This is a genomic window from Paracoccus jiaweipingae, assembly GCF_044335505.1.
Taxonomy (GTDB): domain Bacteria; phylum Pseudomonadota; class Alphaproteobacteria; order Rhodobacterales; family Rhodobacteraceae; genus Paracoccus.
In genome coordinates this window covers 12,965-34,594 of sequence record NZ_JBISBS010000005.1, presented here as the reverse complement: position 1 = coordinate 34,594, position 21,630 = coordinate 12,965, and the positions used below count along the sequence as shown (strand labels likewise).

Genomic DNA, 21,630 nt, shown 5'->3' with positions numbered 1-21,630 from the left:
TGTTGCAGCGCGGCAAATGCGGCCAAAGATCGCCGTCCGGAACCGTTGCGTCACGATTGTGTCAAGGCGCATTTGACGCTAACCCATACGTCAAGCGAATGCGAAGGGGAGAGCTTAGCCATGACGACCGAGACCGTGATCGAACGCGAATCAATGGATTATGACGTGGTGATCGTGGGGGGCGGTCCGGCGGGCCTGTCCGCGGCCATCCGCCTTAAGCAGAATAACCCCGATATCTCGGTCGTGGTGCTGGAAAAAGGGTCCGAGGTCGGCGCCCATATCCTGTCGGGCGCGGTGCTGGACCCGGTCGGTCTGGACGAACTGATCCCCGACTGGCGCGAAAAGGGTGCCCCCGTCACCACCGAGGTTCACGCCGACAATTTCTATATTCTTGGTGAATCCGGGCAGGCGCGCATCCCGAACTGGCCGATGCCGCCGCTGATGTCGAATCACGGCAAATATGTGGTCAGCATGGGCAATGTCTGTCGCTGGCTGGCCGAACAGGCCGAGGCGCTGGAGGTCGAGATTTTCCCCGGCATGGCCTGTTCCGAACTGGTCTGGGACGGCAATCGCGTGGCTGGTGTCGTCGCGGGGGAATTCGGCAGGAACCCCGATGGCAGCATCGGTGACGGATACGAGCCGGGGATGGAGCTGCGTGGCAAATATGTCATGCTGGCCGAAGGCGTGCGCGGCAGCCTGTCCAAACAGGTCATCAGCCATTTCAACCTGTCCGATGGCCACGAGCCGCAGAAATTCGGTCTGGGGATGAAGGAAATCTGGGAAATCGACCCGGCAAAGGTCAACCCCGGCACCGTCACCCACACCATGGGCTGGCCGCTTGGCAAAAATGCCGGTGGCGGCGGGTTTATCTATCATCTGGATGAAAAGACCGTGCTGGTCGGTTTCGTGGTGCATCTGAATTACCAGAACCCGCATCTGTTCCCCTATATGGAATTTCAGCGCTGGAAGCACCACCCCGTCGTGGCTGACCTGCTGGAGGGTGGCAAGCGCGTGGCCTATGGCGCGCGGGCGATCTCGGAAGGGGGGTGGCAGTCGATCCCGAAGGTCAGCTTCCCCGGTGGTGTGCTGCTGGGGTGCAGCGCCGGGCTGGTCAACGTGCCGCGCATCAAGGGCAATCACAACGCCATGCTGTCGGGCATTGCCGCCGCCGATGCCGCCGCCGCCGCGCTGGCCGCCGGCCGCGCCGGGGACGAGCTGACCGCCTATGAGGACGAATTGCGCAGCGGCAAGGTCGCCCATGACCTGAAACCCGTGCGCAACGTCAAGCCGCTGTGGTCGCGGTTCGGCCTGATCGGCGGGCTGGCGCTTGGCGGGCTGGATATGTGGGTGGCCAACCTGCTGAAATTCAATGTTTTCGGTTCCATGAAGCATGGCAAAACCGATGCCGAGGCCACCGGCAAGGCCAGGGATTTCGCGCCCATCACCTATCCCAAACCCGATGGCAAGCTGTCCTTTGACCGGCTGACCAACGTGTCGTTCAGCTTTACCAATCACGAGGAAAGCCAGCCCTGCCATCTGAAGCTGAAAGACCCCTCGATCCCGATTTCGGTCAACCTGCCCGAATATGACGAACCGGCGCAGCGTTACTGTCCGGCCGGGGTGTACGAGGTCGTCGATGACGGCAGCGGCCCGCGCTTTCAGATCAATTTCCAGAACTGCGTGCATTGCAAGACCTGCGACATCAAGGACCCGTTGCAGAACATCGTCTGGACGACGCCGCAGGGCGGGGACGGGCCGAACTATCCCAATATGTGATGCGAAATATGTGATAAACGGGGGCGGCGCGGTGAAAGGCGCCGCCCTTTTGCTGTCGCCCCTGATCGCGCTTGCGTGAGGCGGGGGCTGGCTGCCGTTGCCCTTGCCGCCGCCAAACCTTAGGGTCTGGCGAAACCGACGAACCATGCAAAGGCGGCCCGAACGTGAACCGACCCCTGACTGCCGTGGCGCTGCTGGCCCTTCTGACCGGCCCGGCGCTGTCACAAAGCCCCGCTGACGCGCCCCAACCCGGTTCGGTCCAACCGGCCGCGCCTGCCACCGGCGGGGCCGCCCCGCTGCATCTGCGCGAATCGCCGCTGCCGCCGCGCCGCCCCGAGGGTCTGGCACAGCGCAGCGGCGCAGGGTCGTCCCCCAAGGCGGAATTCGTGCGCTTTGACAAGCTGGCCGGTCCCTATCTGGCGGCGCGCATGGCTGTCTATCAAAGCGATTTCACCGAGGCCGCCGATTATTACCTGCGCGCGGTGCAGGGCGATCCGTCCGATCCGATGATGAAGGACAGCGCGCTGGTGGCGCTGATGTCGGCGGGGCGGATGGATCAGGCCGAACAAATGGTCGCGACCATGCCGGTTCAGGATGGCGCCACCGATCTTGGGGCGCTGGTGCGGCGGGTTGCGCTGGCGCGTCAGGGCGATTGGGATGGCGTGTTGCGGCTGACCGGCAGCCCCGACCAGCCCGCCGATGGCAGCCTGCTGCTGGACGGCATGTTCCAGGCATGGGCCGAGATGGGCGCAGGCCGGGCCAGCGATGCGATGGCGCAATTCGCCCGGCTGGCGCGCATTCCCGGCGCGCGGGCGATGGCCGATTATCACCTGGCGCTGGTGCGCGCGCTGGTGGGCGACTATGAAGGCGCCGAAAAGCTGTTGTCGAACCCCAATGTGGGCGCGCATCTGATGGGCACCATCGCGCGGGTCCAGATCCTGTCCCAGCTTGACCGCAACGATCAGGCACTGAAGCTGCTTGAGGGGCTGCCCGGCCTTGATGGCGAACCCTCGCTGCTGGCGCTGCGCGACCGGCTGAAGGCGGGGGAAAAGCTGCCCTTTACCGCGATCCGCGACCCGAAACAGGGTATCGCGCAGGTGCTGGTGACGTTTTCTTCGGCCCTTGCTGCGGACGAAGACCCCGACCCGCTGGCGCTGATCCATGCCCGGCTGGCGGCGTGGCTGGCCCCCGACCTGCCCGAGGCGCATCTGGTCGCGGCGCAGTTGCTGCAGGGCTATGGCCAGTTCGATCTGGCCGAACAGGAATATGCCGCCCTGCGCCAGCTTGGCGAGGTGCGCCCGATTGCCGAACTGGCCCGTGCCGAGGCGCTGATCCGCGCCGAACGCTTTGACGCCGCCGAGGCCGCCCTGCGCGGGCTGACCGCCAGCCACCCCGATCTGGTCGGGGCGTGGGTGGCCCTTGGCGACCTGATGCGCCAGCGCGAAAAATACGCCGATGCCGTGACCGCCTATGACAAGGCGCTGGCGCTGATGCCCGACGACCGCGAGGACCGCTGGTTCCCGCTTTACGCCCGCGGCATCGCGCGGGAACGCCAGGGCGATTTCCCCGGTGCCGAGGCCGATATGCGCGCCGCGCTGAAATTGCGCCCCGATCAGCCGCAGATCCTGAATTATCTGGGCTATTCCTGGATCGACCGGAACCAGAACCTTGACGAGGCGCTGCGCTTTATCAAGGCGGCGGTCAAGGCGCGGCCCGATGACGGCTATATTCTGGATTCGCTGGCATGGGCCTATTTCCGGCTGGGTCGCTATGCCGAGGCGGTGGCGCCGATGGAACGGGCGGTGACGCTGATGGCGGCGGATTCGCTGGTCAATGACCACATGGGCGATATTTACTGGATGGCAGGTCGCAAGCGCGAGGCCGAGGTGCAGTGGAAGCGCGCCCTCAGCCTTGGTCCGGAAAAGCCCGAGGATGCAGCCCGCATCCGCGCCAAGCTGGACCGTGGGCTGGATGCCGTGCTGGCCGAGGAAAAGGCCAATGGCGGCAAATTGCCGCCGCAGCCGCTGTTATCGCCCGACCTGACCGCCCCCGAGGCAGGCGAGGCCAGCGGTGACTGACAACGCGCCGCAACCGCAGGCGGCCACCACCACCCTGACAGAGGTCGCCCGCGCCAAGGTGAACCTGACGCTGCATGTCACCGGCCAGCGCGCTGATGGCTATCACCTGCTGGATTCGCTGGTGGTGTTTGCGCAGGCGGGCGATGTGCTGACGCTGACGCGCGGGCCGCTGTCGCTGCGCTTCAGCGGGCGGTTCGGGCGTCTGCTGCGCGCTGATCCCGATAACCTGTGCCTGCGCGCGGCCCGTCTGGCCGGGGCCGATATGGCGATCACGCTTGACAAATGCCTGCCGGTCGCGGCCGGTATCGGTGGCGGGTCCGCCGATGCGGCGGCGGTGCTGCGTGGTGCGGCGCGGCTGGGTTTTGCCGGTGCCACGGCGGCGCTGACCGGGGGAAATCCGGGGGCAGATCAGGCCGCAAATCCGGGGGCAGATCTGGGGGCCGCACTGGGGGCCGATTTGCCGGTCTGTGTCAGCGCCCCCCGCCCCGCCCGGATGCGCGGCATGGGCGAGGTGCTGGACCCCGTGCCCCCGGTGCCGCCGCTGCCAATGCTGCTGGTCAACCCCGGCGTGACGGTTCAGACGCCGTCGGTGTTCCGGGCGCTGACGCGGCGCGATAATGACCCCATGCCGGACCTGCCGGCGCAGTGGGACAAGGCCGGGCTGATTGCGTTTTGCGCCGCCTGCCGCAACGACCTTCAGGCCCCGGCGCTGGCGCTGGTGCCGGAAATCGGCACCGTGCTGGCGGCGCTGGACCATGCCGGCGCTGATCTGGCGCGGATGTCGGGGTCGGGCGCGACCTGTTTCGGGCTGTTTCACGACGAGGCCGCGATGACCCGCGCCGCCGGTGTGATCGCCGCCGCCCATCCCGGCTGGTGGGTTTGCCCGACCCGGATCGCGCTGGCCGATCCCGGCACGGCGCGCTAATCTGTTGGGCATTGACAGGAAAACGGGGCATCAGATGTTGCGACTGGGTGTGAATATCGACCATGTGGCCACGATCCGCAATGCGCGCGGCACCCCATGGCCCGACCCGCTGCGGGCGGCCGAGCTGGCCGAAGCGGCGGGTGCCGATGGCATCACCGCCCATCTGCGCGAGGACCGGCGCCATATCAGCGATGCCGATATTGACCGGCTGATGGCGGCGCTGCGCCTGCCGCTGAACCTCGAGATGGCGGCGACGCCGGAAATGCAGGCCATCGCCCTGCGGCACAAACCCCATGCGGTCTGTATCGTCCCCGAACGCCGCGAGGAACGCACCACCGAGGGCGGCCTGAACGTGGCCGATGATGCGGCCCGGCTGGCCGATTTCATCGCCCCGCTGCGCGATGCCGGTTGCCGGGTGTCGCTGTTCATCGGCCACGAGCCGCGCCAGATCGAGGCCGCCGCCCGCATCGGCGCCGCCGTGGTCGAGCTGCATACCGGTCATTACTGTGACCTTGGGATCGAAGGCCGCATTGACGCGCAGGCGGCGGAACTGGACGCGCTGCGGGCGGGGGCGGTGCAGGCCGCCGATCTGGGGCTGGAGGTTCATGCCGGTCACGGGCTGACCTTTGAGAACGTCGCCCCGATTGCGGCGATTGCACAGGTCATGGAATTGAATATCGGGCATTTCCTGATCGGCGAGGCGATCTTTACCGGCCTGCCCGAGGCCATTCGCCAGATGCGGCGGCTGATGGACGCCGCCCGCGCCGGGGATGCCGGCTGATGGTCCCTGTCGGGTATTTGGGCAACGAAGAAATGCCGGGCCGGGGTTGGATATGATCCTTGGCATCGGTTCGGATCTGGCGAATATCGACCGGATCGCGGCGGTTCTGGCGCGTCATGGCGACCGCTTCCGGCAACGCGTGTTCACCCGGACCGAGTGCGACAAGGCCGCGCGCCGCCGCGACGAGGCCGGAACGCTGGCCAAGCGGTGGGCCGCGAAAGAGGCCTGTTCCAAGGCGCTGGGAACCGGGCTGGCCATGGGCATTGCGTGGAAGGATATGGCGGTCAGCAATCTGGCCTCGGGGCAGCCGGTGATGCGTCTGACGGGGTGGGCGGCGGATCGCCTTGCCGCGATGACGCCGCCGGGGCACCGGGCCATCGTGCATGTCAGCCTGACCGACGATCACCCCTGGGCACAGGCCTTTGTGGTGATCGAGGCCGTGCCGGAAAACTTGACTTTGCCCCCGCAGCGGGATCAAGAAGCCGCGACCAAGGAAAGGACCGATCATGGCGACAGGCGTTAAGCGCGAGGAAGGCGGCATCTGGGAAACCGTCAAGACGATTTTCTGGGCGCTGATCATTGCCGGCGTCTTTCGCACGCTGTTCTTTCAGCCGTTCTGGATTCCATCCGGCAGCATGAAGGACACGTTGCTGATTGGCGATTTTCTGTTCGTGAACAAGATGGCCTATGGCTATTCCAGCTATTCCTGCCCGTTCGGCATATGTCCGATCGAGGGGCGCATTCTGGCCAGCGAACCCAGGCGCGGCGATGTGGTGGTGTTCCGTCACCCCACGCAGGGCGTCGATTTCATCAAGCGGCTGATCGGCCTGCCCGGCGACCGGGTGCAGATGAAGGACGGCATCTTGTGGCTGAACGGCCAGCAGGTGCCGACCGTGCCGGCGGGTGATTTCGTCGAGAAGATGGAACGTCAGGGCGGCGCGCAGCAATTTCCCAATTGCTATAACCGGCCGGTGGCCGAGGGGGGCGATTGCATCAAGCAGCGCTTTACCGAAACCCTGCCCGGCGGTGTCAGCCATGATGTGCTGAACATTGCCGATGACTGGGTGGCCGACAACACCCCTGAATTTGTCGTTCCGGCAGGGCATTATTTCTTTATGGGCGATAACCGCGACAATTCCATGGACAGCCGGTTTGACCCGCGCGAACGCGGCGTCGGCATGGTGCCGGCCGAATATCTGATCGGGCGGGCGGATCGGATCATGTTCTCGTCCGCGGGCAAGTCGCTGTTGTATTTCTGGACCTGGCGTGCCGACCGGTTCCTGAAGGCGGTCCATTGAAGGTCGCGCAGGAACTGGTCGCGTTTCAGCGACGGCTGGGGCATGAATTCATCCGCCCCGAGCTGTTGGTGCGCGCGCTGACGCATGGCTCTATCGCCACGGCGACGCGGCCCGATAACCAGCGGCTGGAATTTCTGGGCGACCGGGTGTTGGGTCTGGTCATGGCCGAGGCGCTGTTTGCCGCCGACCGGTCCGCGACCGAGGGTCAGCTGGCGCCACGCTATAACGCGCTGGTCCGGCGCGAGGCCTGCGCCGAAATCGCGCGCGAGATCGGGCTTGGCGAGGTGCTGAAACTGGGCCGGTCCGAGATGATGTCCGGGGGGCGCCGCAAAGAGGCGCTGCTGGCCGACGCGATGGAGGCCGTGCTGGCCGCCGTTTATCTGGATGCCGGGTTTGCCGTCGCGCAAGAGGTCGCGCTGACCCTGTGGGAAAGCCGCCTGACCGGCGTCGCGCAGGATGCCCGCGATGCCAAGACCGCGCTTCAGGAATGGGCGCAGGCGCAGGGCATGGGGCCGCCAAGCTATCAGCAGACCGGGCGCAGCGGGCCGGACCATGCGCCGGTTTTTGACATTACCGTGCGGCTGGATAACGGTCAAAGCGCGCAGGCCAGCGGGGCCGGAACCAAGCGCAGCGTGGAACAGGCCGCCGCTGCGGCGCTGTTGGCAAAGGTGGAAGCGGATGACTGAGACTCGCGCAGGGTTTGTGGCCCTGATCGGTGAACCCAATGCCGGGAAATCGACGCTGCTGAACCAGATGGTCGGCGCCAAGGTCAGCATCGTGACCCACAAGGTCCAGACCACCCGCGCCCGCATTCGCGGCATTGCCATGGCAGGCGACAGCCAGCTGGTTTTTGTCGATACGCCGGGCATTTTCCGCCCGCGCCGGCGGCTGGACCGGTCAATGGTGGCGGCGGCATGGGGGGGCGCGGCGGATGCCGATGTGATCGTGCTGCTGATCGAGGCGCATCGCGGCCTGACCGACGGCGTCGCCGCGATCATCAACACCCTGCGCGAACGCGCCGATGGCCGCCCGGTGGCGCTGGCGATCAACAAGATCGACCGCGTCAGGGCCGAGGATTTGCTGGCGCTGTCGCGGCAAATGAACACGGCCTATGATTTCGTGCAGACCTTCATGATTTCCGCCGAAAAGGGCTATGGCTGCGCCGATCTGCGCGACTGGCTGGCGCAGGCGGTGCCCGCCGGTCCGTGGCTGTATCCCGAGGACCAGATCGCGGATCTGCCGATGCGCCAGATCGCCGCCGAGATCACCCGCGAAAAGGCCACCCTGCGCCTGCACCAGGAGATCCCCTATCAGCTGACGGTCGAAACCGAAGCATGGGAGGACCGCAAGGATGGCAGCGCCCGGATCGAGCAGGTGATCTTTGTCACCCGTCCCGGCCATAAAGGCATCGTTCTGGGAAATAAAGGCGAGACGATCAAGCAGATCGGTCAGGCCGCGCGCGAGGAACTGGCCGCGTTTCTGGACCGCCCCGTCCACCTGTTCCTGCAAGTCCGCGTCCGCGAGAACTGGCTGAACGAGGCCGAGCGATTTCAGCAGATGGGGCTGGATTACCGCGACGGCGACTGATGGCGCGGCTGGCGACGGGGATCTGGGTGTCCGCCCTGCTGCATCGCTGTGACCGGCAGGCGGTGCCGGTTTATGTGCTGCGGCGCGGTGATGACACGGCGGGGGCGGTGCTGGTCTTGCAGGCCCGGCGCGATGGCAGCACGGCGCTGTGGGCGCAGGAATATGATTTCGATGCCGATACCCGGCTTTGGCGGGTCGTCGCGGATGGTCCCGCCGCCGACATCGCGGCGAATGCGCAGCGTCAGGTCGGGCGCGACCCGGATCTGTGGCTGATCGAGGTCGAATCGGACAGCGCGCCCGAACTGGACTAGGGCGCGAACTGGACTGAACCCCGTCGCGGGTGCAGGGTGGCGCTATGGAATGGCACGGCGAAGGGACGGTGATCGGGCGGGCGCGTCATGGCGAACATGGCGTGATCTTGCAGGTTATGACCCGCGATCTGGGGCGGCTGGCCGGGATGGTGCCGGGCGGCGCATCCGCGCGCAAGGCGGCGATGCTGCAACCCGGCGCGCGGCTGGTGCTGCGCCATCGCGCACGGCTGGCCGATCAGCTTGGCACCTTCACCCCCGAGCCGCTGCGGGCGCGCGCTTCGGTGCTGTCGGACGGCGATGCGCTGGCGGGGCTGAACGCGGTTTGCGCGCTGCTGGTCTGGGCCTTGCCGGAACGCGACCCTCACCCCGCCCTGCATGACCGGACCGAGTTGTTGCTGGACGCGATCGAGGCCGGCGGCGACTGGCATCTGCCCTATCTGCGCTGGGAAATGGCGCTGTTGCAGGATCTGGGATTTGGACTGGATCTGGGGCGCTGTGCGGTGACGGGCAGGCGCGATGGGCTGGCCTATGTCAGCCCGAAAACCGGGCGGGCGGTCAGCGCTGCGGCGGCGGGCGATTGGGCGCCGCGCCTGTTGCCGCTGCCTGCGGTCCTTGGCGGGGTGGGGAATGGCGGGGTCAGCGACGGGCTGCGGCTGACCGGGGCGTTCTTGCAGGCGCATCTGGCCGAAGGGCTGGTCGGGCGGCCCATTCCTGCCGCGCGCGACAGGCTGGTGGCGCGGCTGGCGCGGTCGGGCGATTAGGACCGGTCGCGCGCCAGCATCCGCGCCTCGGCCCGGTCCAGCGCGGCCAGTGCGGCGCTGATGTCGCCCGCCTTGGCATGGCGCGACCAGATCTTGCGGATCGAGGCCGCGCTCCACGGCAGGCAGGCTTGCGCGGCCCATTGCCGTGCGGGGGCGGGCAGGGCGTCATGGGCGGCCATCGGTGCGGTGCAGCGCGATCGGCGCGGCAGGGATGACCGCAGGTTTTGTGTCTGGGGACGGGGCATCGGGCGACCTGATTAAGTTATGACATAACATAACTGTCAGGAATACCGATGCCAAGCCGCTTAACCGGATTTTAGGGGTTTTCTGCCAAGGTGATTCGCACAAGGCGGGTCACGGGACAGGCAACGGGGGGCGCATGGGCGCTGATATGACAATTTCGGGACAGGCAGGGCCGGGGGCGGGTCATGCCGCCCCCGGCCCGTCTGGCGCGTCAGCCGATCAGGCGGCGGGCGATGACCTGTGCCTGAATCTCGGCCGCGCCTTCAAAGATGTTCAGGATGCGGGAATCGCACAGCACGCGGCTGATCTGGTATTCCAGCGCAAAGCCGTTGCCGCCGTGGATTTGCAGCGCGTTATCCGCCGCCGCCCATGCCACGCGCGCGCCAAGCAGCTTGGCCATGCCTGCCTCAAGATCGCAGCGTTTGTCATGGTCCTTTTGCCACGCGCTGTAATAGGTCAGCTGACGCGCGATCATGATTTCCACCGCCGACATGGCCAGCTTGTCCGCCACGCGCGGGAACCGGATCAGCGCCTTGCCGAATTGCTTGCGGTCCAGCGCGTATTGCAGGCCCAGTTCCACCGCGTTCTGCGCCACGCCAATGGCGCGGGCGGCGGTCTGGATGCGCGCCGATTCAAAAGTCTGCATCAGTTGCTTGAAACCCTGACCGGTCTGGCCGCCAAGCAGGTTTTCCTCCTTGACCCTGAACCCGTCAAAGCCAAGTTCGTATTCCTTCATGCCGCGATAACCCAGCACCTCGATCTCGCCCCCGGTCATGCCGGGGGTGGGGAAGGGGTCGGCATCGGTGCCGGGGGTTTTTTCCGCCAGAAACATCGACAGGCCGCGATAATCCGTGGTCTGCGGGTCGGTGCGCGCCAGCAGCGTCATGACATGGGTGCGCGCGGCGTGGGTGATCCACGTCTTGTTGCCGGTGACCTCCCAGCCATCGTCGGTCTTGACGGCGCGGGTGCGCAGGCTGCCAAGGTCGGACCCGGTATTGGGTTCGGTGAACACCGCCGTGGGCAGGATCTCACCCGAGGCCAGCTTGGGCAGCCAGTGCGATTTCTGGTCGTCGGTGCCACCGGCCAGGATCAGCTCGGCGGCGATCTCGGACCGGGTGCCAAGGCTGCCGACACCGATATAGCCGCGCGACAATTCCTCGGACACGACCACCATCGCCGCCTTGGACATGCCAAGCCCGCCAAGGTTTTCCGGGATGGTCAGGCCGAAAACACCCATTTCGGCCAGCTCGTCGATGACCTCGATCGGGATCAGCTCGTCTTTCAGGTGCCAGTCATGCGCGTTCGGCACCACGCGGTCATTGGCATAACGGCGGAACTGGTCGCGGATCATTTCCAGATCCTCGTCCAGCCCGGTGGCGCCAAAGGTGGCGCGGCCATGATTGTCGGCCATGGCCTCGGCCAGCTTCATCCGCGCGGCAGGGTTATTACCCGCCATCAACTGACGCGCCATGTCCGAGGGCACCCAGCTTTGGCCCATATCCGACAGGCGGGCGAATTCGGTCTGGCTCATCGGGATGCCACCGGCGATCTGGGACAGGTATTCGCCGATGCCGATTTGCAGGATCAGGCGTTCGGTCTCGCCAAAGCTGCCCGATTCGGTCAGGCGCTGGCCCCATGCCACAAGCTGGTGCAGAGCCTGCCCATAGGTCGCCAGCCAGCTGAGGGCGTGCGCGGCGTGCTGATGGCTTTCCAGAAGCGCGGCATCCGGCTTGCCCTGCGGGCTGACGGCCTCGCGGACAAAGTTTGTGGCGCCGTCGATCAGCGCGTCGATTTCGGGCAGGATGGCTTGCGCGTCGGTCAGGGTCTTGGTCATGGCTTGGCTCCTTGCGGCGTTGCAGCAATTCATAGGGGGTTTGTCAGGCGCGCGCAACTATGCTGCGTATTTGCGCAACGTCACGCATTTTTATGTCTGGTTAAATTGTGGCGCCGGGGGCTTGGAACCGCGCTGTCGCTGCGGTTACATCGCCCCCAAAGCAAGGAGAGACCGGATGCCCACCGACCCCGCCGACCTGACCGCCCGCCTGATCCGCTGTCCCTCGGTCACCCCTGCGGAGGGCGGGGCATTGGTGCTGCTGCAAGACCTGCTGGCGGGCGCGGGCTTCGACTGTGTGCGCGTCGACCGCAATGGCACGCCCAACCTGTTCGCCCGCTGGGGCGCAAAGGGCGCGGCGCGCAGCTTTGGCTTCAACGGCCACACCGATGTCGTGCCGCCGGGCGATGCGGCGCGCTGGACGCATCCGCCGTTTTCGGGGCTGCTGCGCGATGGCGTGATCTGGGGGCGCGGGGCGACGGATATGAAGTCGGGGGTGGCGGCCTTTGTCGCGGCGGCGGTCGATTTCGTGCGCGACACGCCGCCCGATGGCGCGGTAATCCTAACCATCACCGGCGACGAGGAAGGGCCGGGCCGCGATGGCACGCGCGCGCTGCTGGACTGGATGCAGACGCAGGGCGAACGGATGTCGGTCTGTATCGTGGGCGAGCCATCGAACCCCGACCACATGGGCGAGATGATCAAGATCGGCCGGCGCGGGTCGGTGACCTTCCGGCTGTGCGCGCAGGGGGTTCAGGGCCATGCAGCCTATCCGCATCGGGCGCGCAACCCGGTTCATGCGCTGATAACCCTGCTGAATACGCTGACCACCACGCCGCTGGATCAGGGGACGGCGCATTTCCAGCCCTCGGGTTTGCAGGTGACAAGCGTCGATGTCGGCAACCCGGCGACGAATGTGATCCCCGAACAGGCGCGGGCGGTGTTGAACATTCGCTTCAACGACCTGCATACCGGCGAATCGCTGGATGCCATGCTGCGGGAACAGGCAGCGGTGGTGGCGGCGCAGACCGGCGTCACATTCGCCATCGAGACCGAAATTTCAGGCGAGGCATTCCTGACCGAACCGGGGGATTTCGTCGATCTGGTCTGCGATGCCGTCCAGCAGGTGACAGGCCGCCGCCCCGAGATGTCGACCTCGGGCGGGACGTCGGATGCGCGTTTCGTCAAGGATCACTGTCCGGTGGTCGAATGCGGGCTGGTGGGGCATTTCATGCACCAGATCGACGAACGCGTGCCGGTCGATCAGATTCACATGCTGAAGCAGATTTATACGCTGATGCTGAACAGGTATTTCCATGGCTGACGTAACCATTCTGCGCACCGACGATCTGGCGGTCTGTCACGCCCTGCGCCGCGCGGTTTTCATCGAGGAACAAAACGTCCCCGAGGCTGAAGAACTGGACGATCTGGATGATCAGGCCATTCATCTGCTGGCGGTTCAGAATGGCCGGCCCGTCGGGACGGCGCGGCTGTTGACGCAGGGCGAGACCGGCAAGATCGGTCGCGTCTGTGTGCTGGCGCAAGGCCGTGGTCAGGGCATTGGCGCGGCGCTGATCGACAAGGCGCTGTCGGTGCTGGCCGCGCAACCGGGGGTTCGCCGGGCCAGGCTGGGGGCGCAGGTTCATGCGATTGCATTTTATCAGCGGCTGGGTTTTGTCGCGGTGGGACCGGAATATGACGATGCCGGCATTGCGCATCGGGATATGGTGCGGGAACTCTGACCCGCGTATGGGTATTTGATCAACGAAGAAGCCGGGTGCGTTTTGCCCGATCGAGGGTTAGGGTGAGGCCATGGCACAGTTACCTTCCAAGCAGCAGATCCTCGACTGGGTGGCCGACCACCCCGAGGCACGGTCCAAGCGCGATATTTCCAAGGCCTTCGGCATCAAGGGGGCCGCGCGGATCGAGCTGAAGCGCTTGCTGAAAGAGCTGGAGGCCGAGGGCCATCTGGAACGCAAGCGCAAGGTCTATCGCGATGCGCATGGGCTGGCGCCGGTCACGGTGGTTCAGCTATTGGCCCCGGACGCGGATGGCGATTTGTTTGCCCGTCCGCTGGAATGGCAGGGCGAAGGCCCCGAGCCGCGCATTTTGTATGCGCCGCTGAAGGCCGATCCGGCGATGGGCGCGGGCGACCGGTTTCTGGCGCGGCTGATTGATGTGCGCGGCGAGGATTACGCCTATCAGGCGCGGCTGATCCGCCGCATTGGCACCGCGCCGCACAAGGTTGTAGGGATTTTTCGCAAAGCCACCGAAGGCGGGCGTATTTTGCCCATCGACAAGGGCACCGACAAGGAATGGCGCGTCCGCCCCGATGCCACCCATGGTGCAGCCGATGGCGAGCTGGTCGAGGCCGAGCAGATCGGCCCGAAAGCCCGGCTTGGCCTGCCGCTGGCCCGGATCGTCGAGGTATTAGGCGACCCATCGGCCCCGAAATCGGTCAGCCTGATCGCGATTCATCAGCACGGCATTCCCGACGACTTCCCCGACAAGGTGATCGCCGAGGCTGACGCGGCACAGCCCGCCCCCATGAAGGGCCGCGAGGATCTGCGCCATCTGCCGCTGGTGACCATCGACCCCGCCGATGCGCGCGACCATGACGATGCCGTCGCGGCGATGTATGATGACGACCCCGGCAACCCCGATGGGATGCTGGTCTGGGTGGCGATTGCCGATGTGGCCCATTACGTCCGCCCCGGCACCGCGCTCGACGCCGAGGCGCGCAAGCGCGGCAACAGCAGCTATTTCCCCGACCGTGTGGTGCCGATGCTGCCGGACATCCTGTCGGGTGATCTGTGCAGCCTGCACGAGGGGGTGGACCGGCCTGTCATCGCCGTGCGGATGCGGCTGGACGCGCAGGGCAACAAGATTGGCCACAGCTTTCATCGCGGCATGATGCGCAGTCTGGCCAGCCTGTCTTATGAACAGGCGCAGGCCGCCCATGACGGTGCCCGCGACGATGTGACCGAACCGCTGATGGACAGCGTGATCCGCCCGCTTTTCGCGGCCTATGATCTGCTGAAATCGGCCCGCGCCCGTCGCCAGCCGCTGGATCTGGACCTGCCGGAGCGCAAGATCGAACTGACCCCGGATGGCCGCGTCAAATCGGTGCGTTTCCGCGACCGTTTCGACGCGCATCGCCTGATCGAGGAAATGATGGTGCTGGCCAATGTCGCCGCCGCCGAGGAGCTGACCCGTCTGCGCCGCCCGCTGTTGTTTCGTGTCCACGAGGAACCCCCGCTTGAAAAGCTGGACGCGCTGCGCGACGTGGCCGAGGCCAGCGGCTTTACCCTTGCCAAGGGTCAGGTCTTGCAGACCGCGCATCTGAACCGGCTGCTGGGGCAGGCCGAGGGGACCGAGTTTGACGAACTGATCAACATGTCCACCCTGCGCAGCATGACGCAGGCCTATTACCACCCTGAAAACTTTGGCCATTTCGGGCTGGCGCTGCGGTCTTATGCGCATTTCACCAGCCCGATCCGGCGGTACAGCGACCTGATCGTGCATCGCGCGCTGATCACCGGGCATGGCTGGGGCAAGGACGGGCTGTCCGCCGCCGATATCGACAATCTGGCCGACACCGCCACCCATATCAGCGAGACCGAGCGCCGCAGTATGGCGGCGGAGCGTGACACCACCGACCGTTATCTGGCGGCCTATCTGTCGGACCGGGTCGGCACCGAAATGACCGGCCGGATCAGCGGCGTTCAGCGGTTTGGCGCCTTCGTCAAGCTGGATGAAACCGGCGCCGACGGGTTGCTGCCGATCCGCGAGATCGGGAACGAATATTTCCACTATGACGGCGATGCGCAGGTGCTGATGGGGGCCGATACCGGGCTGGAAATCGGGATTGGTCAGCGCGTCACCGTGCGCCTGGCCGAGGCGGTGCCACTGACCGGGGGCCTTGTGCTGGAACTGCTTGAGCTTGAGGGGCGCAGCCTGCCGCAGGGTGCGCGCCATCGCGGCAAGGGGATGCGCCGCAAGCCGGGGATGGCGCGGGCGCGCAAGGTCGCCGCCGATGCCAAACGCAAGCGTCTGCGCAGGAAACGCTGAGGGCGCGCCCTCAGCCGTGCAATGCGGGCATAAGCTCGTCCAGAAGGGCCGGTGCTGCATCTGACGCGGGCAGGGCGTCGTCCAGCAGCAACAGCCAGATCATCGACACGATGCGCCTTGCGGCCTGATCGGGGCTGAGGGCGGGGTTCAGCTGCCCGCGGTCGCGTGCGCGGCGCAGGATGCTGGTGATCTGGTCCCAGCGCTCGTCCCGTTCGTGACGAAAGGCCGCGTGCATGGCGGGGTCCGATTGCGCCTCGGCGATCAGCAGGCGCAGCAGCGGTGCCAGTGGCGGGCTGTCTGCGGTCCCGTTCAGCCGTTGCAGAAATTGGGTCAGGTATTCCTCCAGATCGCGGCGCATATCGCCGGTATCGGGTTCGGGCAGGGCGGTTTTGGCCCGTGAATACAGCGCCAGCAGCAAATGCCCCTTGCCCGGCCACCAGCGATAGACGGTGGCCTTGCCGGCACGGGCCTCGCGGGCGACGGCCTCGATCGACAGTTTCTGAAAACCGACTTGTTCGATCAGGCGTTCCGCCGCGTCCAGAATGGCGGTTTCTGTCTGGGGGTTCCGGCGGGCGCCGATCGAACTGCGGCTGGGATCTGACATTCTGCACCTGTTGCGAAACGATACGTTCCGTTCTATATCATCAAGACGATGTGTTCCGATGGAGGTTTGCCATGTCGTCCCCCCACCCTCAACCCTCGCGGCGCCGGCTGGCTGTGCTGGTCTTCGCCTTTGTCTATCCGCTTGTGACGCTGCTGCTGATGGTGCTGACGCCGTTGACGGCGGGCTGGCCACTGGCGCTGCGCACGCTGATCCTTGTGCCGGTGGTCGTGGTCGCGATGATCTGGCTGATCATCCCGCTGATCCACAGCCGCTTGCGGCACTGGCTGTAAGGGGCAAGCGCGCATGAAAAAGGGCCGCGGCTTGCGCTGCGGCCCTTTGATGCGATGCGGGACACGGGTCAGCCGATGCGGGCGGCCTTCACGTCGTCGTCGATCTTGTCTTCATATTGGGCAAAATTCCTGGCAAACATGCCCACCAGCTTTTGCGCCTGCGCGTCATAGGCGGCGGCATCTTCCCAGGTCTGACGCGGGTTCAGAAGCACATCCGACACGCCCGGAACGCTGACCGGAACCTCGAAGCCGAAATTCGGGTCTTTGCGGAATTCGACATCGTTCAGGCTGCCATCCAGCGCGGCGGTCAGCAGGGCGCGGGTCGCCTTGATCGGCATCCGCGAGCCTTTGCCAAAGGCCCCGCCGGTCCAGCCGGTATTGACCAGCCAGCAGGTCGCGCCGGTCTGCTTGATCTTTTCTTGCAGCAGTTTGCCGTATTCCTCGGGGCGGCGCGGCATGAAAGGGGCGCCAAAGCAGGTCGAGAAGGTGGGCTCCGGCTCGGTCACGCCGACCTCGGTGCCCGGCGTTTTCGAGGTAAAGCCCGACAGGAAGTGATACATCGCCTGCGCCGGGGTCAGCCGCGCGATCGGCGGCAGCACGCCATAGGCATCACAGGTCAGCATGATGACGTTTTTCGGCTTGCCCCCCAGCGAATTCTGGGACGCGTTCGAGATATAGTCCAGCGGATAGGCACAGCGCATGTTGTCGGTGATGCTGTTATCCTCGAAATCCAGCACCAGCGTGTCGTCGTCATAGACCATGTTTTCAACCACGGTGCCGAATTTGCTGGTCGTGGCATAGATTTCGGGTTCGGCATCGGCGGACAGGTTGATGGTCTTGGCATAGCAGCCACCTTCAAAGTTGAAGATGCCCTTGTCCGACCAGCCGTGTTCGTCATCCCCGATCAGCGTGCGCGAAGGGTCCGCCGACAGCGTGGTCTTGCCGGTGCCCGACAGGCCAAAGAAGATGGCACAATCATCGGGGTTGCCGATGGCATGGTTGGCCGAGCAATGCATCGGCATCACGCCTTTTTCCGGCAGCAGATAGTTCAGCAGCGTGAACACCGATTTCTTGTTTTCCCCCGCATAGGCGGTGTTGCCGATCAGGATCAGCTTTTTGTCGAAATTCAGCGCGATCACGGTTTCGCTGCGGCAGCCATGCCTGGCCGGGTCGGCCTTGAAGCTGGGGCAGTTGATGATGGTGAATTCGGGGGTAAAGGTGGCCAGCTCTTCGGCCTCGGGGCGGCGCAGCAGGTGGCGGATGAACAGCCCGTGCCATGCCAGTTCGGTCACCACGCGCACGTCAAGGCGCAGTTCCGGGTCGGCACCGCCATACAGGTCCTGGACGAAATAATCGCCGCCCTTCATGTGTTCCAGCATGTCGGCATGAAGGCGGTCGAAGGCCTCGGGGTCCATCGGCTTGTTGTTTTCCCACCAGATGCTGTTTTCAACCGAGGGGGTGCGCACAACATGTTTGTCCTTGGGCGAACGGCCCGTATGCGCGCCGGTCGAGACCAAAAACGCACCGCCAAGCCCAAGACGACCTTCGCCGCGCTCGATCGCGGCCTGAATCAGGGCCGGTTCCAGCAGGTTATAGTGAACCTGACCCAGACCCGAGATCCCTTGATCTTCGAGGCGGAGGTTCGGATTGACGCGCGCTTGGCTCATGTCGGCAGGCTCCTTGGGGATGGGGATTGCGCGACCTATAACATGGCAGTTTGATGAAGGAAGAGGCCACACCGGCCTGTTTAGCGATAACACGCCGCGATAGCGATAACATCGGCAGGAACAGGGGGATAATCGCCTATGGGCAGCACCGCACAGGCCGAATCGCCGCTGATCCGCCATGCCAGTTGCGTGGCACTGGCGGGGAAGGGGGTGTTGATCGTGGGTCCGGCAGGGGCGGGGAAATCGGCGCTGGCGCTGGACCTGATGTCGCGCGGCGCGGCGCTGGTGGCCGATGACCGGGTGGCGCTGTGGCGGCAGGGCGATCAGGTGCTGGCCGACGCCCCGCCCATGCTGCGCGGCCGGATCGAGGCCCGCCAGATCGGCCTGTTGCGGGCCGATGCCGCAGGGCCGGTGCCGCTGGCGCTGGTGGTCGACCTGTCGCGGCCCGAACCCCAGCGCCTGCCGCCTTTGCGTCACACCACCGTGCTGGGGGTGCCGCTTGCCCTTGTCTTTGCCCGCCATGACCCGCATCTTGCCCCTGCGATCCGCCAGCTGATGATCGGCGGCCGCGACGACCCCGAGGCAGCGATCAGGAGGGCCGGAGATGGTCGAGCCAAGTCCATACCCCGCAAGTGAAGAGGCGGATCAGCGCGTTGTGCTGGTCACCGGTCCGTCCGGGGCCGGGCGGTCGACGGCGATCAACGTGCTGGAAGATCTGGGATTCGAGGCCATTGACAACCTGCCGCTGTCGCTGGTGCCGCGCCTGCTTGAGGGGGCGCCGCGCCCGGCACCGCTGGCGCTGGGGCTGGATGCGCGCAACCGCGACTTTTCGGTCCTGAACCTGATCGAGCTGATCGACACCCTGACCCGCGACCCGCGATACGGCGCCGAGGTTCTGTATGTCGATTGCGACCCCGAGGTTCTGGTTCGCCGCTATAACGAAACCCGCCGCCGTCACCCGCTGTCGCCCGCCGGTGCGCCGCGCGAGGGGGTCGATGCCGAACGCGACCTGCTGGCCCCGATTCGCGCCCGCGCCGATGTGCTGGTCGACACATCCGACCTGTCGCCGCATGACCTCAAGGCGGTTATGGCGGCGTTTTTCGACATCAGGCCGGACCGCCGGCTGTCGGTTTCGGTGCAGTCGTTTTCCTATAAGCGCGGTGTGCCGCGCGGGGTCGATGTGATGTTCGACTGTCGCTTTCTGGCCAACCCGCATTGGGAAGAGGCATTGCGCCCCCTGACCGGGCTGGACCCCCGCGTGCAGGATTATGTCAGCGCCGACCCGCGCTTTGACGAATATTTCACCCGCCTGCGCGACCTGATCCTGTTCACCCTGCCCGCCCACAAGCAAGAGGGCAAATCCCATCTGGCCATCGGCTTTGGCTGCACTGGCGGCAAGCACAGATCTGTCACACTGGCGGAAAAAATGGCTGATGCGCTTGCACATGCGGGCTGGCCGGTGTCAAAACGACACAGGGAACTGGAACGCCGCGCGCAGGGCGCGTCAGCCGCCAATGGCACTGACGCACAGGCAGACGCGGCCGCTGGCTTTGGTGAACGGGATTGATCGGAATCGTCATCGTCGCTCATGGTGGTCTGGCGCGGGAATATCTTTCCGCGGTGCAGCATGTGGTCGGGCCGCAGCCCGGAATGCGGGCCATCGCGATCGAGGATGACCACGATCGCGGCGCCAAACAGGCCGAAATCTGTGCTGCCGCCGATGATGTCGACCAGGGCGATGGCGTGGTGGTGGTGACCGATCTGTTCGGCGGCTCGCCCTCGAACCTGTCGCTGATGGCCTGCGCGGCGCGTAACCGCGCCATTCTGGCCGGGGCCAACCTGCCGATGCTGGTCAAACTGGCCAAGTCGCGCCGCCTGACCGTCCCCGAGGCCGTCGCCCGCGCCAAGGATGCGGGGCGCAAATATATCGCCAGTTTCGACCTCAGCGGAACGGCACAAGGAAAGGTCGCCTCATGAGCGTTACCCGCGATCTGGAAATCATCAACGTCAAGGGCCTGCACGCCCGCGCCAGCGCCAAATTCGTCGAAACCGTCGAAGGGTTCGATGCCGTGGCGCAGGTGGAAAAGGACGGGATGTCGGTCGGCGGCGATTCGATCATGGGGCTGCTGATGCTGGCCGCCGCGCGCGGATCAACCATCCGCGTCACCACCTCGGGGGTGCAGGCGCAGGAATTGTCGGACGCGCTGGTGGCGCTGGTCGGGGATTACTTCGGCGAGGGCATGTAAGGCCTTGGCCGGACGCAAGACCTATCACCACGGCAACCTCAGGCAGGCGCTGGTCGAGGCAACCGCCACGCTGATTCAGGAAAAAGGGCCGTTGGGCTTTACCCTGGCCGAGGCCGCGCGTCTGGCCGGCGTCAGCCCCGCCGCCCCCTATCGCCATTTCGCAGGCCGCGACGAACTGCTGGAAGAGGTGGCGCGACAGGGCTTTCTGGCCTTTGCCGCCCGGCTTGAGACCGCGTTCGACGATGGCCGCCCGCGCCCGGTGACGGCCTTTCTGCGCATGGGGCAGGCCTATCTGGATTTTGCCAGTGATGAACCCGGCAGCTATGTCGCCATGTTCGAATCGGGCCTGTCGATTGCCGGAAATGCCGAGCTGTCGCTGGCGGCGGATCGGGCCATGGACGTGATGGTCGAGGCCGCCAGCCGTCTGGGCCAGCCCAAGGCCGGTATGGCGCCGCCGCCGCGCATGATTGCCAATCACATCTGGGCGCTAAGCCACGGCGTGGTGGAACTGTTCGGGCGCGGCAAGCCGGGCGGGCGGGTGCCCTTTTCCGCCGCCGATATGCTGGAAAGCGGCACGCTGATCTATCTGCGCGGGCTGGGGCTGCTGCCCGAGTGAAAAAAGCCGCAGTCGGGGCTTGATCGCGGCGCGGGATGCGTTATCTATGTAAATGTGATTAACATTCACATGGTGAGGAGCATGATGACTACGACAGCTTATGACCAGCCCGCGGTCTCGCGCGGGGTCTGGGGACGCGTCAGCGATGCGTTCGAAGGTGTGCGGGACTGGCTGGATGCGGGCGGGCGGCCCGCCTGGATACTGGCGATCATCGCCGGGTTCATCATTGCGGGACCGCTTGGGTTTATCCTGCTGTTCTATGCCGTCTGGAGCAAACGCATGTTCGCAAACAGCACCCGTCGCCACGCCCGCCATTCCGCCCGCAGCCTGTCGGCTGAGACAGGGAATATCGCCTTCGATTCCTATCGCGCGGAAACCCTGAAACGTCTTGAGGACGAGCAGCGCGATTTCGAGGCTTTCCTTGAGAAGCTGCGCGAAGCCAAGGACAAGGCAGAATTCGACCAGTTCATGTCCCAGCGTCGCGACACCGCCTGACCCCGTGCAGGCCGATGATCTGGAAGGGGGGGCTGTCTGCCCCCCTGACC

Annotated in this window: 24 protein-coding genes; 20 read left to right on the top strand and 4 right to left on the bottom strand. The window is 65.6% G+C overall.

Translation table 11 applies throughout. From position 1 onward, the window contains the following. The first annotated feature begins 120 nt into the window (after nt 1–120). From ACFXP9_RS09895 to recO, 10 genes are all read left to right on the top strand, one after another. Nucleotides 121–1,776 (top strand): electron transfer flavoprotein-ubiquinone oxidoreductase, encoded by a 1,656-nt coding sequence (locus ACFXP9_RS09895; protein WP_397208256.1) that lies wholly within the window; start codon nt 121–123, stop codon nt 1,774–1,776. A 164-nt stretch (nt 1,777–1,940) separates the two neighbouring features. Beyond that, entirely contained in the window at nt 1,941–3,854 is a 1,914-nt protein-coding gene (locus ACFXP9_RS09890; RefSeq protein ID WP_397208254.1) for a tetratricopeptide repeat protein, read from the top strand. Continuing rightward, complete coding sequence (locus ACFXP9_RS09885) at nt 3,847–4,779, top strand: 4-(cytidine 5'-diphospho)-2-C-methyl-D-erythritol kinase (protein WP_397208252.1); 933 nt, start codon at nt 3,847–3,849, stop codon at nt 4,777–4,779. The genes ACFXP9_RS09890 and ACFXP9_RS09885 overlap by 8 nt, the downstream gene beginning before the upstream one ends. Before the next feature lie 34 nt (nt 4,780–4,813). Continuing rightward, entirely contained in the window at nt 4,814–5,560 is a 747-nt protein-coding gene (locus ACFXP9_RS09880; RefSeq protein WP_397208250.1) for a pyridoxine 5'-phosphate synthase, read from the top strand. A 52-nt stretch (nt 5,561–5,612) separates the two neighbouring features. Continuing rightward, complete coding sequence (gene acpS, locus ACFXP9_RS09875; protein ID WP_397208248.1) at nt 5,613–6,083, top strand: holo-ACP synthase; 471 nt, start codon at nt 5,613–5,615, stop codon at nt 6,081–6,083. Then, nucleotides 6,067–6,858, top strand: coding sequence for a signal peptidase I (gene lepB / locus ACFXP9_RS09870; RefSeq protein WP_397208246.1), 792 nt, complete (start codon nt 6,067–6,069; stop codon nt 6,856–6,858). The genes acpS and lepB overlap by 17 nt, the downstream gene beginning before the upstream one ends. Continuing rightward, nucleotides 6,855–7,544 (top strand): ribonuclease III, encoded by a 690-nt coding sequence (gene rnc / locus ACFXP9_RS09865; protein WP_397208244.1) that lies wholly within the window; start codon nt 6,855–6,857, stop codon nt 7,542–7,544. The genes lepB and rnc overlap by 4 nt, the downstream gene beginning before the upstream one ends. Further along, nucleotides 7,537–8,445, top strand: coding sequence for a GTPase Era (gene era, locus ACFXP9_RS09860; protein ID WP_397208242.1), 909 nt, complete (start codon nt 7,537–7,539; stop codon nt 8,443–8,445). Before rnc ends, era begins: the two co-directional genes overlap by 8 nt. Continuing rightward, nucleotides 8,445–8,756 carry a DUF1491 family protein gene (locus tag ACFXP9_RS09855; RefSeq protein ID WP_397208240.1) on the top strand — a complete coding sequence of 104 codons (312 nt, stop codon included), beginning with the start codon at nt 8,445–8,447 and terminating at the stop codon, nt 8,754–8,756. The genes era and ACFXP9_RS09855 overlap by 1 nt, the downstream gene beginning before the upstream one ends. A 44-nt stretch (nt 8,757–8,800) precedes the next feature. Continuing rightward, a complete protein-coding gene (gene recO / locus ACFXP9_RS09850) occupies nt 8,801–9,517 on the top strand; it encodes a DNA repair protein RecO (RefSeq protein ID WP_397208238.1) in 717 nt (238 codons plus the stop codon). Here recO and ACFXP9_RS09845 read toward each other — a convergent pair. Both ACFXP9_RS09845 and ACFXP9_RS09840 read right to left on the bottom strand, forming a co-directional pair. Beyond that, nucleotides 9,514–9,762: a DUF6525 family protein gene (locus ACFXP9_RS09845; RefSeq protein WP_397208236.1), complete on the bottom strand. Its 249-nt coding sequence runs from the start codon at nt 9,760–9,762 to the stop codon at nt 9,514–9,516. The two genes, recO and ACFXP9_RS09845, sit on opposite strands and share 4 nt — an antisense overlap. Before the next feature lie 209 nt (nt 9,763–9,971). Further along, the gene (locus tag ACFXP9_RS09840) at nt 9,972–11,594 is read right to left on the bottom strand and encodes an acyl-CoA dehydrogenase family protein (protein WP_397208234.1); all 1,623 of its coding nucleotides are present in this window, start codon (nt 11,592–11,594) and stop codon (nt 9,972–9,974) included. Between the two features lie 175 nt (nt 11,595–11,769). Between ACFXP9_RS09840 and dapE the strand changes: the two genes are divergently transcribed. From dapE to rnr, 3 genes are all read left to right on the top strand, one after another. Beyond that, nucleotides 11,770–12,915 (top strand): succinyl-diaminopimelate desuccinylase, encoded by a 1,146-nt coding sequence (gene dapE / locus ACFXP9_RS09835; protein ID WP_397208232.1) that lies wholly within the window; start codon nt 11,770–11,772, stop codon nt 12,913–12,915. Next, nucleotides 12,908–13,333: a GNAT family N-acetyltransferase gene (locus ACFXP9_RS09830; RefSeq protein WP_397208230.1), complete on the top strand. Its 426-nt coding sequence runs from the start codon at nt 12,908–12,910 to the stop codon at nt 13,331–13,333. Before dapE ends, ACFXP9_RS09830 begins: the two co-directional genes overlap by 8 nt. A 70-nt stretch (nt 13,334–13,403) precedes the next feature. Continuing rightward, complete coding sequence (gene rnr, locus ACFXP9_RS09825) at nt 13,404–15,662, top strand: ribonuclease R (RefSeq protein WP_397208228.1); 2,259 nt, start codon at nt 13,404–13,406, stop codon at nt 15,660–15,662. 10 nt (nt 15,663–15,672) lie between these two features. On the opposite strand, the gene ACFXP9_RS09820 is transcribed toward rnr, so the two are convergent. Further along, entirely contained in the window at nt 15,673–16,266 is a 594-nt protein-coding gene (locus ACFXP9_RS09820) for a TetR/AcrR family transcriptional regulator (RefSeq protein ID WP_397208226.1), read from the bottom strand. A 71-nt stretch (nt 16,267–16,337) separates the two neighbouring features. Between ACFXP9_RS09820 and ACFXP9_RS09815 the strand changes: the two genes are divergently transcribed. Continuing rightward, nucleotides 16,338–16,556 carry a hypothetical protein gene (locus tag ACFXP9_RS09815; RefSeq protein WP_397208224.1) on the top strand — a complete coding sequence of 73 codons (219 nt, stop codon included), beginning with the start codon at nt 16,338–16,340 and terminating at the stop codon, nt 16,554–16,556. A gap of 68 nt (nt 16,557–16,624) precedes the next feature. On the opposite strand, the gene ACFXP9_RS09810 is transcribed toward ACFXP9_RS09815, so the two are convergent. Then, entirely contained in the window at nt 16,625–18,223 is a 1,599-nt protein-coding gene (locus ACFXP9_RS09810) for a phosphoenolpyruvate carboxykinase (protein WP_397208222.1), read from the bottom strand. A gap of 138 nt (nt 18,224–18,361) precedes the next feature. Here ACFXP9_RS09810 and ACFXP9_RS09805 point away from each other — a divergent pair, with 138 nt between their 5' ends. The 6 genes from ACFXP9_RS09805 (at nt 18,362) to ACFXP9_RS09780 (ending at nt 21,580) form a co-directional block, all read left to right on the top strand. Continuing rightward, on the top strand, nt 18,362–18,859 hold the full coding sequence (locus ACFXP9_RS09805) for an HPr kinase/phosphorylase (RefSeq protein ID WP_397208220.1): 498 nt from the start codon (nt 18,362–18,364) through the stop codon (nt 18,857–18,859). Further along, nucleotides 18,828–19,790: an RNase adapter RapZ gene (gene rapZ / locus ACFXP9_RS09800; RefSeq protein WP_397208218.1), complete on the top strand. Its 963-nt coding sequence runs from the start codon at nt 18,828–18,830 to the stop codon at nt 19,788–19,790. Before ACFXP9_RS09805 ends, rapZ begins: the two co-directional genes overlap by 32 nt. Further along, nucleotides 19,787–20,200 (top strand): PTS sugar transporter subunit IIA, encoded by a 414-nt coding sequence (locus ACFXP9_RS09795; RefSeq protein WP_397208216.1) that lies wholly within the window; start codon nt 19,787–19,789, stop codon nt 20,198–20,200. The genes rapZ and ACFXP9_RS09795 overlap by 4 nt, the downstream gene beginning before the upstream one ends. Next, nucleotides 20,197–20,469, top strand: coding sequence for an HPr family phosphocarrier protein (locus ACFXP9_RS09790; RefSeq protein ID WP_397208214.1), 273 nt, complete (start codon nt 20,197–20,199; stop codon nt 20,467–20,469). Before ACFXP9_RS09795 ends, ACFXP9_RS09790 begins: the two co-directional genes overlap by 4 nt. A gap of 4 nt (nt 20,470–20,473) precedes the next feature. After that, nucleotides 20,474–21,085 carry a TetR/AcrR family transcriptional regulator gene (locus ACFXP9_RS09785; protein ID WP_397208212.1) on the top strand — a complete coding sequence of 204 codons (612 nt, stop codon included), beginning with the start codon at nt 20,474–20,476 and terminating at the stop codon, nt 21,083–21,085. A gap of 84 nt (nt 21,086–21,169) precedes the next feature. Continuing rightward, nucleotides 21,170–21,580 carry a DUF2852 domain-containing protein gene (locus ACFXP9_RS09780; RefSeq protein ID WP_397208211.1) on the top strand — a complete coding sequence of 137 codons (411 nt, stop codon included), beginning with the start codon at nt 21,170–21,172 and terminating at the stop codon, nt 21,578–21,580. The last annotated feature ends 50 nt before the right edge of the window (nt 21,581–21,630 follow it).